Source organism: Streptomyces sp. NBC_00859 (assembly GCF_045161865.1).
In the GTDB taxonomy this organism is placed as follows: Bacteria; Actinomycetota; Actinomycetes; order Streptomycetales; family Streptomycetaceae; genus Streptomyces.
Genome location: NZ_CP108826.1, coordinates 1400316 through 1414276, shown reverse-complemented (window position 1 = coordinate 1414276; position 13961 = coordinate 1400316). Strand labels below are relative to the sequence as shown.

Annotated in this window: 13 protein-coding genes; 8 read left to right on the top strand and 5 right to left on the bottom strand. The window is 69.8% G+C overall.

Annotated elements, in window-relative coordinates; genetic code table 11:
• Positions 1–108: 108 nt before the first annotated feature.
• Together OG584_RS05945 and OG584_RS05940 are read right to left on the bottom strand one after the other, a co-directional pair.
• Positions 109–1236: an agmatine deiminase family protein gene (locus tag OG584_RS05945; RefSeq protein WP_405775737.1), complete on the bottom strand. Its 1128-nt coding sequence runs from the start codon at positions 1234–1236 to the stop codon at positions 109–111.
• Positions 1237–1405: 169 nt separating this feature from the next.
• Positions 1406–1993, bottom strand: coding sequence for a TetR/AcrR family transcriptional regulator (locus tag OG584_RS05940; protein ID WP_405775735.1), 588 nt, complete (start codon positions 1991–1993; stop codon positions 1406–1408).
• 164 nt (positions 1994–2157) lie between these two features.
• Here OG584_RS05940 and OG584_RS05935 point away from each other — a divergent pair, with 164 nt between their 5' ends.
• The 7 genes from OG584_RS05935 to OG584_RS05905 all read left to right on the top strand — a co-directional run bounded on the left by OG584_RS05935 (position 2158) and on the right by OG584_RS05905 (position 9496).
• Positions 2158–3195, top strand: coding sequence for an agmatine/peptidylarginine deiminase (locus OG584_RS05935; RefSeq protein WP_405775733.1), 1038 nt, complete (start codon positions 2158–2160; stop codon positions 3193–3195).
• Positions 3192–4136 (top strand): nitrilase-related carbon-nitrogen hydrolase, encoded by a 945-nt coding sequence (locus tag OG584_RS05930; protein WP_405775731.1) that lies wholly within the window; start codon positions 3192–3194, stop codon positions 4134–4136. The genes OG584_RS05935 and OG584_RS05930 overlap by 4 nt, the downstream gene beginning before the upstream one ends.
• 107 nt (positions 4137–4243) lie before the next feature.
• On the top strand, positions 4244–5887 hold the full coding sequence (locus OG584_RS05925; protein ID WP_405775729.1) for an ABC transporter substrate-binding protein: 1644 nt from the start codon (positions 4244–4246) through the stop codon (positions 5885–5887).
• Positions 5884–6834, top strand: coding sequence for an ABC transporter permease (locus tag OG584_RS05920; RefSeq protein ID WP_405775727.1), 951 nt, complete (start codon positions 5884–5886; stop codon positions 6832–6834). The genes OG584_RS05925 and OG584_RS05920 overlap by 4 nt, the downstream gene beginning before the upstream one ends.
• Entirely contained in the window at positions 6831–7715 is an 885-nt protein-coding gene (locus OG584_RS05915) for an ABC transporter permease (RefSeq protein ID WP_405775725.1), read from the top strand. The genes OG584_RS05920 and OG584_RS05915 overlap by 4 nt, the downstream gene beginning before the upstream one ends.
• Before the next feature lie 49 nt (positions 7716–7764).
• Positions 7765–8679, top strand: a complete 915-nt coding sequence (locus OG584_RS05910; RefSeq protein ID WP_405775723.1) for an ABC transporter ATP-binding protein — start codon at positions 7765–7767, stop codon at positions 8677–8679.
• Complete coding sequence (locus OG584_RS05905; protein WP_405775721.1) at positions 8672–9496, top strand: ABC transporter ATP-binding protein; 825 nt, start codon at positions 8672–8674, stop codon at positions 9494–9496. The genes OG584_RS05910 and OG584_RS05905 overlap by 8 nt, the downstream gene beginning before the upstream one ends.
• Positions 9497–9732: 236 nt before the next feature.
• Here the strand turns inward: OG584_RS05905 and OG584_RS05900 are convergent, their stop codons facing one another.
• Entirely contained in the window at positions 9733–10455 is a 723-nt protein-coding gene (locus OG584_RS05900) for a dienelactone hydrolase family protein (RefSeq protein ID WP_405775719.1), read from the bottom strand.
• A 333-nt stretch (positions 10456–10788) separates the two neighbouring features.
• On the opposite strand from OG584_RS05900, the gene OG584_RS05895 reads away from it, so the two are divergent.
• The gene (locus OG584_RS05895; RefSeq protein ID WP_405775717.1) at positions 10789–11268 is read left to right on the top strand and encodes an NUDIX domain-containing protein; all 480 of its coding nucleotides are present in this window, start codon (positions 10789–10791) and stop codon (positions 11266–11268) included.
• A 243-nt stretch (positions 11269–11511) separates the two neighbouring features.
• Here OG584_RS05895 and OG584_RS05890 read toward each other — a convergent pair whose 3' ends face one another.
• Positions 11512–12651, bottom strand: a complete 1140-nt coding sequence (locus OG584_RS05890) for a glycoside hydrolase family 88 protein (RefSeq protein ID WP_405775715.1) — start codon at positions 12649–12651, stop codon at positions 11512–11514.
• Positions 12652–12905: 254 nt separating this feature from the next.
• Positions 12906–13865 carry a prolyl aminopeptidase gene (gene pip / locus OG584_RS05885; RefSeq protein ID WP_405775713.1) on the bottom strand — a complete coding sequence of 320 codons (960 nt, stop codon included), beginning with the start codon at positions 13863–13865 and terminating at the stop codon, positions 12906–12908.
• Between the last annotated feature and the right edge of the window lie 96 nt (positions 13866–13961).

Here is a 13961-nt window from a genome sequence, read left to right as displayed (position 1 = left end):
CAGAGCTCGTGCGTGTACGCCGGCAGGGTGATCAGGCGTGGCAGTCGCGCCGCCGTCCGTACACCGTCGCGAGAGCGAGGCGCACGCGTGCGTCGGCGACGCCTGCGGTCAGGGTGCTTTCGGCAGCTGCTGGGTCGAGCAGTGGATACCGCCTCCGCCTTCGCCAAGGGTGTCGACGGGAACCTGGACCACCTCGCGGCCCGGATACAGATCCTTCACGATGGACAGGGCGTTCGCGTCCGGCCCGGCGGCGCCGAAGCGTGGGATGACGACCCCGCCGTTGCACACGTAGTAGTTCACGTAGCTCGCCAGGAAGTCCTCGCTGTGGCCGCGCAGGGCGGTGGGTTCCGGCAGCTCTACGATCTCCAGGCTCCTGCCCCGGGCGTCCCGTGCCTGCTCCAGGACCGATCGGGCCTGTTCGTAGGCCTTCGTCCATACGTCACGGGGCGCGTCACCGGGCGGGGTGCTCATGACTACGACTCCCGGCTCGGCGAAGCGAGCCAGCGCGTCGATGTGGTAGTCCGTGATGTCGTGTCCCTTCGCGCCCTCGACCCAGATCACGGTGGTGACGCCGAAGAGAGACTTCATCGCGTGTTCGATGTCCGCGCGTGACTGTCCGGGATTGCGGTTGTCGTTGACCCAGCAGCTCTCGGTCGCCAGCAATGTGCCCCGCCCGTCGACCTCGATGCCACCGCCCTCCCCGGTGATCGGTGCCCGGAGCCCTCGGATGTGCGTGCTCTCGAGGATCCTCCGGGCGACGTGGCCGTCCAGGTCGTGCGTCTGTTTGTCGCCCCAGCCGTTGAAGTTGAGGGCGACGCCGGCGACTCCCTGCGTGCCGAGCACGAAGTTCGGGCCGGTGTCGCGCATCCACAGATCGTCCACCGGGATGGGTGCGACCGTCACGCCTGAACCACAGGCGCGTTCGGCGTGCTCGACGTCCCGCGCGTTGGCGAGGAGTGTCACCGGTTCGAACTCGGCGATGGCTCTCGCGATACCCGCGATGTCCTCCCGTACTCCGGTGATGTCCGACGTCCAGACACGGCGGGTGGGCCAGGCCATGAAGGTGAGCTCGTGAGGATGTGACTCGCCGGGCATGCGCCACTCGCCCGCCGACGGCAACGTGGCCTGCGTCGCCGGAGCGGTCTGCCCGCTGCTGCCGGTCCGGCCGCAGGCGCCCGCGCCTGCGGCACCGAGGGCGGCGGCAAGGCCCGCCCGAAGTGTTCGTCGCCTGGACATACGCACCACTGATCTCCCTGACTGAAATATTAGTCAGGTCCGAGCCTACGTCAGGCCGGGCCGGGCTGCGAACGGGTCCCGGGTCAGGCGCGCCGAGCGGTCTCCCTCGATACGCCAGGGCGGGCCGCGGCAGGACCCCGCCTGTCCGGGGCGCGCCGTGCGTGCCGCGTCAGGGCGTGGCCGACGAGGGGCCGAGCTCCACTTCGATGGCTCCGCGGAGCAGGAACACTGCGCGGTCCTGGGCGAGTGAACCGCTGAGCCAGCGCTCGCTGAGTCCTTCGACCAATGAGGTCAGCCGCTCCGCCGCCGCGTGCGGGTCGGCGTCCTTGCGGGCCTGTCCGGTCAGCTGGGACGCCTTGATGGCCCCCGCGATCTCATCGACCCATACCTGAGTGGACCGGGCGAGAGTGGGCTGGAGGTCCGGCTCGAACACCGCGGCGGCGCGCATCTCGCCCCAGGCTGTGGAGTCCTCGCGTACGGCGGGGGTGTCCTGCAGCTCCATCAGGAGTTGGTGTTCGAGTACGCCGCGGGGGCTCTGGTCCTCGGCGGCGCCGGGTTCGGTCGAGTCGCCCGCGCGTTCGTTGACGAACTCCAGGGTGCGCCGCACCAGGCCGGCCCGGTCCTTGAAGTGGTAGTACAGCAGCGAGGTGGAGACGCCGGCCTCGGCGGCGACCTCCTCCACGCGCAGCCCGCGGACGCCCGAGCGGGCGATGGTCCGCACGGCGGCCTCCAGAATCGTGCGCTGGCGATCTGACACCCGAAGTCTTCCTCCCTGACGGTTACGAGCAGCCATTCTCGCTCACCGGCGCAAGCGGATCCGATCACACCCGACCTATTGACGAAAATTTCAGTCAGGGTTCACTCTGGGGCTGCACCTACTGGTTTTCGGCCACCTGTGGTGGTCATGGAGAGGAGTGCGCCATGTGTGCACAGGCAGCGCGATCCGTGCGCATGCCGGCGGAGTGGGCTCAGCACGAAGGCTGTCTGATGGCCTGGCCCTACCGCAGCGAGCTGTGGAGCGGCCTGCTGAGCGACGCGCAGGACGAGTACGCGGCGGTCGCTCGTGCGGTCGCCGCGTTCGAGCCGGTGCTGATGGTGACGGCACCGGGAACTGCCGCCGAGGTGCGCGGGCGCTTCACCGGGGAGCGGGCGGCTCACGAGATCGAGGTCGTCGAGTTGCCGCTGGATGACTCCTGGACCCGCGACAGCGGCCCGATCTTCGTCCACGACGAGACCGGGCGGCGCTTCGGCGCCGACTTCCGCTTCAACGCCTGGGGCGGCAAGCACTGGCCCTACGACAGCGACGACAAGCTTGCCGCACTGGTCCTGGACCGTCTCGGCGTCGAGCGCCTGCACTCGGGCATGGTGCTGGAGGGCGGCGCGATCACCGTCGACGGGGAGGGCACGCTCATCACCACCGAGCAGTGCTTGCTCCATCCCAACCGCAACCCCCGCGCGGACCGCGCCGGCATCGAGGCCGAACTCTCCCGCATGCTCGGCATCGAGAAGGTGATCTGGCTGCCGTACGGCGGGCTTGAGGACACCGAGACCGACGGGCATGTGGACGGGGTGGCCGCCTACATCGCGCCCGGCCGCGTGGTGGTCAGCCTGCCCGACGACGAGAACCATCCCGACTACGCCCGCATGCGAGCCAACCTCGCCGTGCTGGAGGCCACCCGCGACGCCAAGGGCCGCAAGCTCGACATCGTGGTTCTGCCCCAGACCGCGTACGGCCACGCCGACGGCCGGAGCGTCGAGGTCGGCTACCTCAACTTCTATCTGCCCAACGGCGGATGCGTGGTGCCCGTCGCGGGCCGGACCGAGGACGAGGAAGTCGCCGAGGCACTGGCCAAGGCCATGCCCGAGCGCAAGGTGGTCCCGGTTGTCGCGCCCACCCTCGCTTTCGGGGGCGGCGGCGTGCACTGCATCACCCAGCAGATCCCCATGGAGCTTCGATGACCGGCCCGCACTACGACCTGCTCACCTCCTTCGGCTCGCCGCTCGGCTCACCCGGCCGCACGCTCGACGCCGAGCGCGGCCTGCTGCGCGTCGGCCTGGTCCAGATGCAATGGGACGCCGACCCCGCAACGCACGACGAGGCCCTGCGTACCGGCGTGCGGCTGGCCGCTGAGCAGGGCGCACGCCTGGTCGCCCTGCCGGAGCTGACCCGTTCGCCCTACTTCTGCAACACCGATGACCCCATGGCCGGCGGCGCCAAGCAGTGGGAGGAGGACGTCGAGTCGGGCCGCACCGTGCAGCTGATCTCGCAGCTCTCCGCCGAACTGGGCATCCACGTCTCCGCCTCGCTCTACGAGAGGGCCGCCGACGGCGGGCTGGGCTACAACACCGCTGTCTGCACAGGGCCGGACGGGCAGTTGGCCGCTCGTACCCGCAAGAATCACATCCCCGCCTTCCCCGGCTATCGCGAAGACCTGTGCTTCCGCCCCGGCGACAGCGACTTCCCCGTGACGGAGATCGAGGGCGCGCAGTTCGGATTCCCCACCTGCTGGGACGAGTGGTTCCCGGAGCTGGCCCGCACCTACGCCCTGCGCGGCGCGGACATCCTGTTGCACCCCACCGCGATCGGGTCCGAACCGGGGATGCCCGATTTCGACACCCAGCCGATCTGGGAGCAGGCCATCAGCAGCAACGGTCTGTCCAACGCCCTGTTCATGGTCGTGCCCAACCGCACCGGCAGTGAAGGCCCTTCGAGGTTCTACGGATCGTCGTTCATCTCCGACCCCTACGGCCGGATCATCCTGCGCGGGCCGCGCCACCGCCCCGCCGTCCTCGTCGCCGACCTGGACCTCGACCAGCGCCGCGACTGGCTTGAGTTCGGCCTGATCGCCACCCGCCGCCCCGAGCTCTACAACGACCTCACCCGTCCGGTCGGCGCCTGACGCCGGTCCATCAGGACGCGGGGCTCCCGCAGTGAGGGGAGCGGGAGCCCCACCCCCACCGCGGGCGCGGCCCGCCCGGTGCTGTCCCATCACGCTGGAGCCAAAGAATGCCTCATCTCCTGCGGTACCTTCGGCGCGCGCGTCTGTTGTGCGGCTCCGCCGCGCTGCTGCTGCTCGCGGGCTGTGGCCACGCGCAGAACTTCGGATCGCCGCCCACCCTGTCCGCCTCCACCCCGCCGGCCCGTGCGGACACCGGCGCGATCCGCTGGGCGCTGTACGCCGAACCGCCGGTCCTGGACTACGTCTACGCCTTCGACTACCCCCAGAACACCATCCTGTCCAACGTCTGCGAGAGCCTCATGCGGCTCACGCCGTCGCTGCACACCGAACCCGCACTGGCCCGGAAGGCCAGCCACCCCGATCCGCTCACCTGGGTCTACGACTTGCGCAGCGGCGTGCGCTTCCAGCACGGCGGCACCATGACCGCAGCCGACGCCGTCTACTCGCTGCGCCGCCACATGGACAAGAGGACCGGCTCCTACTGGGCCGAAGACTTCAAGAACGTCCGCTCGATCCGCCGGACCGGACCCCTGCAGGTCACTGTCGAACTCAGGACCCCTGACGCCCTGTTCCCGCAGGCCATGGCCAACAGCGCCGGCACCGTCGCCAGCGCGGCCACCATGCGCGCCGAGAAGAACCGCTTCGGAACCGCCGACGGCACCCTCGACTGCACCGGCCCCTACGCACTGGCCCGCTGGTCCCGCGGCAGCTCCATCAAGCTCACCCGCTTCGACGGGTACTGGGGGCGTCCGGCCAAGAACACCTCCGTCACCTTCTCCTTCCTGCCGGACGCCGCCGCCCGCACCAACGCGCTGCTCACCGGGGAGGTCGACGGCACCTACGCACCGGCGCCGGAATCCCTCGAACGTCTGAAGGCCAGTGACGAGGGCCAGGTGTACTTCGGCGAAGGACTGACCACCATCAACCTCGCCCTCACCAACCCCAAGGGGCCCCTCGGTGACGTGCGCGTCCGGCGCGCCCTGTCCCTGGCCCTGGACCGCGACGGATTCGCCCGCGTCGCCATGCACAACTCCGCCACCCCCAGCTCCTCCCTGGTCACCGACGGAACCTGGACCGGTCTGCCGAAAGCCGACAGCGCCGCACGGGAACGCACCAGGCCCTCGACTCGCCGTGACCTGCCGAAGGCGCGCCACCTGATCCAGGAGGCCCACGCACAGGGCAAGAAGATCACCATCGCGACCAGCCCCGTCGGCCCGGACGTCTCCCAGCTCGCCACCGCCGTCCAGGACGCCGGCACCCGGATCGGGCTCCATGTCGACCTCAGGACCATCGCCCCCGACGCGTTCACCTCACTGTTCAGCGACGCACAGGCCCGCAAGGGAATCGACCTGTTCCCCTACACCTACTACCTGTCCATCAACGACCCGCTCGGCTTCTACACCAACATGCGGACCGGTGAGTTCGAGAACTACGGCTCATTCTCCTCACCCGCCTACGACAGGACCGCCGACGAGGCCTCCGTGCAGGATTCACTGCCCGAGCGCCGACGGCTCGCCGTGAAACTGGAGCACCTGGCCGACCGCGACCTGCCGGTCGTCCCGGTCGCCGAGCTGCCCAACAGCGTGTTCCTCAACAAGCGGATCACGGGTGCTCCCACCACGATCTCCTACCTCTACTACCCCTGGGCCGCCGACATCGGCGCGGCACAGCCACGAAGGACGCGGCCATGATCCGCTTCTTGGTACGCCGCCTGGCCGAACTCCTCGCGACCCTCCTCGTCGCTTCCTTCCTGATCTTCGCCTCGGTGCAGATCGCCCCTGGCCGACCCGAGACGTTCCTCCTCGGCGGCCGCGCGGCGAGCCCCGAAGCCCTCACCGCCATCCGGGAGCGCTACCACCTCGACGACCCTTTCTTCGCCCAGTACTGGCATTGGCTCTCCGCCACCCTCCACGGCGACCTGGGCATTTCCATCCAGTACCGCTCCGACGTCTCCTCACTTATCGCTTCCCGGCTCCCCGTCACCCTCCAACTGCTTGCCATGTCGACGGCACTGGTGATCGTCGTGGGCGTCACACTGGGCACCCTCGGCGCCGTACGGCGGGGGCCGGTGGATACCGCGGTCAACATGGCCACTTCCGCCGCAGTTGCCACCCCGTCGTTCGTTGCGGCCATCGGCCTGCTGTCCGTCTTCTCCGTGCGACTGGGCTGGTTCCCCGCACTGGGTGCCGGCGACGGCCCGGCGGACACCGTATGGCACCTGACACTGCCGGCCATCGCCCTCGCACTGCCGTTCATCGGCGTCATCTCCAGCGTCACACGGGCCAGTGTCATCGAGCAGGCAGCCATGGACCACACCACTGTCGCGCGCGCCCGCGGCGTTCCCGAACGCGTCATCATCCGCCGCCACCTGCTGCGCGGTTCTCTCGGAGTCATCGTCACCCAGGGTGGACTGGCTGTCGCCAACCTGGTGGTCTCCACCGTGCTCGTCGAGTACGCCTTCGGTCTCGGTGGCCTCGGCGATCTGCTCGCCAAGTCCGTCACCATCAAGGACTTCCCCGTCGCGCAGGGCATCTCCCTGCTCATCATCGCTCTGTTCATCTGCGTCAACGCCGCGATCGACCTCCTCCACCCGCTGGTCGACCCCCGCACGACGCTCGGCGCGAGGAACACCGCATGAGTACTGACACCGTCGCCGCGGCGCCCGCGCCGAACATCGCGCTGCCGCACCGCCGGTTGCTGCGCCGGCTCGCCACCCGAAGCAACGTACTCGTCTCACTGTGCCTGGCATTCCTCGTGGCGGTGATCCTCGGTGCCGCTCTCGCCCCGTGGATCGCCCCGCACGACCCCAACAGCATCGACTTCTCGACGGCACTGGCCGACCCGTCGGCCCACCGGCTCCTCGGCGGGGACATCAGCGGCCGCGACACCTCCTCCCGCCTGCTGACCGGCGCACGCACCTCGCTGCTCGGCCCGCTGTGCGTAGTCGTCCTCTCCACCGCCGCCGGCCTCCTCATCGGCGTGACGGCTGCGTGGCGCGGCGGCGCCGCCGACACGCTGCTGTCGCGCGGCAGCGAACTGCTGCTCGCCTTTCCCGGACTGCTGCTGGCCATGCTGCTGACCGCCCTCTACGGGCGGGGCCTGCTCGCCCCCGTCCTGGCACTGTCCGTCGCCTACATCCCCTACGTCAGCCGCTTGTCACGCTCCCTCGCTCTGAGCGAGATGAACAAGCCCTACCTCGCCGCGTACACCATCCAGGGCTTCTCCGGCCGGGTGGTGTGTCTGCGTCACCTCATGCCCAACATCATCGCCGTGGTCCTGGCCCAGTCCGCCGTCAACTTCGGCTACGCCCTCCTCGACCTCGCGTCCCTGTCCTATCTCGGGCTCGGCACCCCGCCCCTCGAACCCGACTGGGGATCCATGGTCAACGACGGCCAGTCGGCCATCCTGCAAGGCAGCCCCCTGTCCGCAGCGGTGCCCTGTCTGGCGATCGTCCTGACAGTGGTGACCTTCAACGTCGTCGGCGAGCGAGTCGCCGACACCGTCGCCCGGAGGTCCTGAAATGCCCGGCCCTGACACGTCCCCGCTCCTTCGGATCGACCGTCTGACCATGCAACTGCCCCGTCAGGCACGCCCTGTTCTGGCAGGCGTCACCCTCACTGTCGGGGCCGGTGAAACCGTCTCCCTCGTCGGGGAATCGGGTTCGGGAAAGTCCCTCACGGCACGCAGCGCCATCGGACTCACTCCAGCAGGCGCGCAGACCACCGGAAGTATCGCCGTCGCCGGGCAACAGGTCCTGACCGCGAGCCCCGGCCGGCTGCGCACACTGCGCTCCCGCACAGCCTCCATGGTCTTCCAGGACCCCAGAGCAGCTGTCAACCCCCTGCACCGCATAGGTGACTTCCTCATCGAAGCCGCTCGCTACGCACAGCCCGCGTACTCCAGCGACCCGCTCGCCCGCGCCCGCGAACTGTGCGAAGCGGTCCACCTGCCCGAGAGGACGCTGCGTCAGCACCCCCACGAACTGTCCGGAGGCATGCTGCAGCGCGTCGCCATCGCCGCAGCGCTGATGCCCGACCCGCAGCTCCTCGTGGCCGACGAACCCACAACGGCCCTGGACGCCACCACACAGGCCGAGACCATCGCCCTCCTGGCCGACCTGCGCGACCGCTTCCACACCGGCCTGCTGTTCATCACCCACGACCTCGACCTTGCCGCTGCCATCAGCGACCGCATCTGCGTCATGTACGCCGGCCGCATCATCGAGACCGGTACACCCGATCAGCTGTTCACCCGCCCCCAGCACCCCTACACAGCTGCCCTCCTGCAAGCCACTCCCCGACTGCATCGCAAGGCCGGACAGCTCACTCCCGTCCCCGGCAGCCCGCCCGACCTCCACACTCGGCTCACCGGCTGCGCCTTCGCCCCGCGCTGCCCGCACCGCACCGACATCTGCCTCCGCCGGACGCCACCGGCCGACCCCGTCGCATGCCACCACACCGCCGAACTGGACCTCCATGTCTGACATCAGGATCCCGCCCACCGGAGCGGACCCAGCACTGCTGGACGTCCGCGGCCTGACCAAGCGCTTCGGTGACTTCACGGCCGTCGACGACGTCACCTTCTCGGTGTCCGCCGGTGGATCCCTGGGAATCGTCGGCGAGTCAGGATCCGGGAAGACCACCACGGCCCGGCTGATCACGGGACTGGACAGCCCGACCAGCGGCACGCTCACCATCGACGGCCGGCCGCGCTCCGCTCAACGCGGCAAGACCCAGCGTCTGGCCCGCGCCCGGCAGGTGCAGATCGTCTTCCAGGACCCCCTGCAGAGCCTGGATCCACGCCTGAGCCCACGCGACACTCTCGACGAAACGCTCCGCCTGCACTTTCCCGGCAGCCGACGGGACACACGCGTCAGGGAACTCCTCGACCAGGTGCAGCTCAGCTCCCGCGACGCCGACGCACGGCCTCGCGGCCTGTCCGGAGGCCAGCGACAGCGCGTAGCCATCGCCCGTGCTCTCGCGGTGCGCCCCCGCATTCTCGTCCTGGACGAAGCAGTCGCCGCCCTCGATGTGTCCGTCCAGGCGCAGATCCTCAACCTGTTGGCGGGCATACGTGAACAGACCCGCGTGACCTACCTGTTCATCACCCACGACCTCGGGGTCGTCCGCAGTATCACCGACGACGTGATCGTCATGCGGCACGGGCGCGTCATCGAATCGGGAGCCACCGCTACGGTCCTGGCCCGGCCCAACACCTCGTACACGCGGATCCTCCTGGACTCCGTCCCGGGCCCGAACTGGGATCCGCGCGGCATCGCGGCGGCACGCGAACAAGACTGAACGGTGCCCGGCCCCGCTCGGGCGCGCAACGAAACGGCCTGCATCGGTCCGGCCGCCACCGCCACCGCCGCCCCGTTCACCGAGGTCCGCCGGGCCGCTGAGGGGCCCGAGCCCGGCGCCGGGCGGTTTGTGCGACTGCCGGTCACCGCTCATCGAGGAGGGCCGGAACCTGTCCTCGATGAGCGGCATCCCGGCCGACACCGCCTACCGGCTGCTGCCGGCCTGGCGGCCGGGCCTCACTTCAGGTGCCGGGCGAAGAACCGGTCCCCGTCCTCCACCTCGAACCACGGGGTCCCGGCGTGCCCGCCCAGATTGGCGTGCAGGGTCTTCTCCTCGCTGCCGAAGGCGTCGAACAGGTCCAGGGCCCGCTGCCGGGGGTTCCCTTCGTCGTCCCACTGCAGCAGGAACAGCAGCGGAATGGTGACCTGCCGGGCCTCCTCGCGCTGGGCGCGGGGCACGTAGCCCCCGGCGAAGAATCCGGCGGCCGAGATGCGCGGCTCGACCGCCGCCAGCCGAATGCCGGTGGCGGTCATCCCCGAGTACCCGACCGGACCGCCGATCTCGGGCAGCGAAAGGAGGGCGTCAAGGGTGGCCCGCCATTCGGGGACAGCCTTTTCGACCAGCGGGACGATGAAGGACTCGAAGATCTCGTCGACCGGCTCGCCGGCCGCCATCGCCCGGCGGAGATCGGCGCGGGCCTGCTCGTCGACGGCGGAACGGGGCCGGTCACCGTGCCCGGGGGCGTCGATGGCTGCCACCGCGTAGCCGTGCTCCGCCGCGCAGTGCCGGGCGCGGGCCACCAGCCGCGATTCCCGCTTGTGCAAGCCGCCGTTGTGGCCGATCAGGATCAGCGGGGCCGGTGCGGACCCAGACGTCCACAGGATGCCCGGGATCTCGCCCAGGGTGAAGTCGCGCTCGAGGATGCCGTCGTCGAGGCGCTGTTCAGAAGTGAATCGCATCGTCGTGCCTTTCGGGAGTGCTCTTGAACGGCGCTCCCGGACGACCTATCGCCCGACCGTGACCCCGGGGAGGAGCACCCATGTCGTTACTGCGTTCACGGGTACCACCTCCTCGTTCTCTCGCACGGCCTCCCGGAAAGTAGCAGTGGTCGCCATGATCCGCCAACAGGTTTGTGCGGGGGGCTCCGTGGCGGGCGATTGCCGGGCACGGTGGGACGGAACGGGAACGCGCCAGCTGCGGGACCTTCGGGAACCGTGCGCCGGCCGCCTTCTCATAGCCGGTGGCCTGCTTCCGCCCGGACTGCCGGGCTCCCACCGGTAGCGTCGTCTGCCATGACGGACCTTTCGGAATACGACCGGGCGCTCTCGCGCAAACGTGCAGCAGCAGGTGTGCTCTTCTTCGACTCCTCGGGCCGGGTGATGATCGTCGACCCGGTCTACAAGGAATGCTGGGAGATTCCCGGAGGGGCCGTGGAGAAGGACGAGTCCCCCAGGGCCGGTGCCCGGCGCGAAGTGCGTGAGGAGCTGGGGCTCGACATCGAGCCGGGCCGGCTTCTCAGCGTCGACTGGACCGCTCCCCGTGCGGAGCGCAGCGAAGGAATCGCCATGCTCTTCGACGGGGGCGAACTGTCCGGGGAGCAGCTCGAAGCCGTCCGGTTGCAGCCGGAGGAGCTCCGGGCGTTCGAGTTCGCCTCGAAGGATCAGCTCGAAAGAAGGCTGATCCCCGTGCTGGCCCGCCGCGTGAAGGCCAGCATCGATGCCCGCAGACGGGCGACGACCGTGTACCTGGAGAACGGGTCGGCGGTCGGCTGATCACCTGCGGACCGGCCGGCATCCGCTGCCAGGAGGTGCGCCGGTCCGCAGGTCGGGCAACCGGGGCGACCGCGGCGATTGCGCAGGCGAGGCCGGCCGGAGCTTCCAGCGGGATCAAGCGGCCTGCGTCCGGGAGCACGGTGAAGTCCGCATCGAGGAGGCGGTATCCCGTGCGCCGGCGAGAAGCGGGGCGGGCAGCACCGGCACCCCGAAATGATCAGAGGGGGGCGGCGACCGGGCCGCTCAGGAGGTCAGCGAGGCCACCGCTGAACCGGCCATCAGCATGCCGCCCACCGCATAGTCCTCGGTGTGATCCGCAGACACCGGGCCCGGCGCCATGCCCACCTCCTGTACGTAGCCGAGCACGCCGTCGTCGTTCACCGAGGTGGCCACCAGTCCGTTCCAGCCCCTGGCCACCACCGGCAGGTAGGTGGCCGGGTCCAGCAGGCCCGCGCTGATGCCGTACGCCATGCCGAACACGAAGAACACCGTCCCGCTGCTTTCCGGACCGCCGTTGTCGTCCGGGTCGGACAGGTTGGTGCTCCACAGCCCGTCGTCGCGCTGTACCGCGGCGATCGCGGCGGACATGTCCTTCAACGTGCTCTGGTATTCGGCGCGGTGCGGGTCGTCCGCGGGCAGCGCGGCCAGCACCTTGGCGTGCGCGGCGAGCACCCAGCCGTTGCCGCGTGACCAGGTCACCGGCTTGCCATTGGGGGAGCTGCCCTTCGGCGCTCCCGGCAGGTAGTTGTTGTCCCGGTGCCACAGCGACAGATCCCTGTTGTACAACCCGGTCGGGTTGCCGTGCAGGTCCCTCGCCCGCGTCTTCGCGTCGTCGTACAGCTCGTACATCGTCTGCGTGAAGCCGCCGCCGAAGTGTGCGCCCATCGCGGCGAATGCGGGCATCGCCATGTGCAGCGCATCGCACCACCACCAGTCGTCCCGGCCGTCCGAGTCGACCATGTTCTGCAGGCTGGCCCTGATCCCGGCGACCTTGCTGTCCCCGCCGGCGAGCTCGTACAGGTCGGTGTACGCCTGGCCGGCGCACTGGTTGTCGGCCACCCTGGTGGACGTGCCGTCGATGAGGCCGTAGTGGTGAGCTTCGGCCCAGCCCCGGGTGTAGTCCACATACCGCTGGGTCTCGGCCAGCCGGTAGTGGTACATGTTCCCGCTGTGATAAGTGGCCCTGGCCCAGCCGTTGTCGCCGGAATCGGCGTTCGCGCCGATCCAGCAGTCGTTCACGAGCTTCATGGTGTCCAGCACCTCCGCCCTGCCCGGCAGGGTGCCCGACGGGCTGCCGGCGGCGGTGGCCGCGACGGCACCGCGGGCGCCGATGAGCGGGACCGTGAGTGCTGCTGTACCTGCCAGGAACGTGCGGCGCTTCATGTAGTTCTCCCTGACTCTGCTCGCCCGGGGGCGTTGCCGGGGATCGGCCGCTGTCCTTCCTATCGCGGACCCGGCGTCCCGTAAAGATCGCCGCTCTCCCGGCGCGTCTCCCGGACGACCGGTCCGGTGGAGGGGACCTGCACGGTGGCGAAGCCCGCACCGAGGAACGCGAAGCCCGCGCCGTGCGGTGGTCGACCGGTGCCGGACCGGTCCGGGACGCTCCGGCGCTGCCGAGTACGACCAGCGGTGTCCCGTCAGAGGTTCTTGAACTCCTCGATGGCGTCCCGGACCACTTCGCCCGCCGCGTCGCTTCCGGCGTGCCCGGCGTCCTCGATGATGTGCAGCCGCGCGCCCGGCCATGCCTTCGCCAGCTCCCATGCCGTTTGGACCGGGCAGCCCATGTCGTGCCGGCCCTGAACGATCACCCCGGGGATCCCGGCCAGCTTGTGCGCGTTCCGGATCAGCCGGCCCTCCTCCAGCCAGGCACCGTTGCTGAAGATGTGCGCGCAGATCCGCACGAACGCGACCCGTGCGTCGGCCTCGCGGTCGCTGTACATGCCGGGTATGCCGTTGGGCTCGCCGGCGATGACCGCGTCCTCCCAGGCGAGCCAGTCGGCGGCGGCCTGCTCGCGGACCGTACGGTCGGGGTGCTCCATCAGCCGTGCGTAGGCGGCGAGCAGGTCGCCGTCCCGCTCGTCCTCGGGAACGCCGTCGCGGAAACGGTCCCAGGCCTCGGGGCGGAACTGCCCGGCACCCCGGTAGAGCCAGTCGATCTCCGAGCGGCGGCTTGTCATCACCGCCTGGATGACGATCTCGCTGACCCGCTCCGGGTACTGCTGCGCGTAGGCCAGCACGAGCGTCGGGCCCCAGGAGGCGCCGTTGAGCAGCCACCTCTCGATGCCGAGATGTTCGCGCAACTGCTCCATGTCGCCCATCAGATGCCGCGTGGTGTTGAGGCTCATGTCGGCGGCCGGGTCGCTGGCGTGCGGGGTGCTCCGGCCGCAGTTGCGCTGGTCGTAGCGGATGACCCGGTAGGCATCGGGGTCCCAGGACCTGGTCGGTCGCCGCATGGCGCCGCCGCCCGGACCACCGTGGACCATCAGGGCGGGCTTGCCTTGGGGGTTGCCGAGCTGCTCGTAGTAGACGCGGTTGCCGTCTCCGGTGTCGAGGAAGCCGGAATCGTAGGGACTCGTCGGGGGGTAGAGATCCACCATGACCGATGATCCTAGGGGCAGTTGGGGTGCGAGCGATCTGAATCAACCGGCCGTGGTGTCCGGCGGTGCGGGCACAGTGGTCCGGTCACGCAGTCC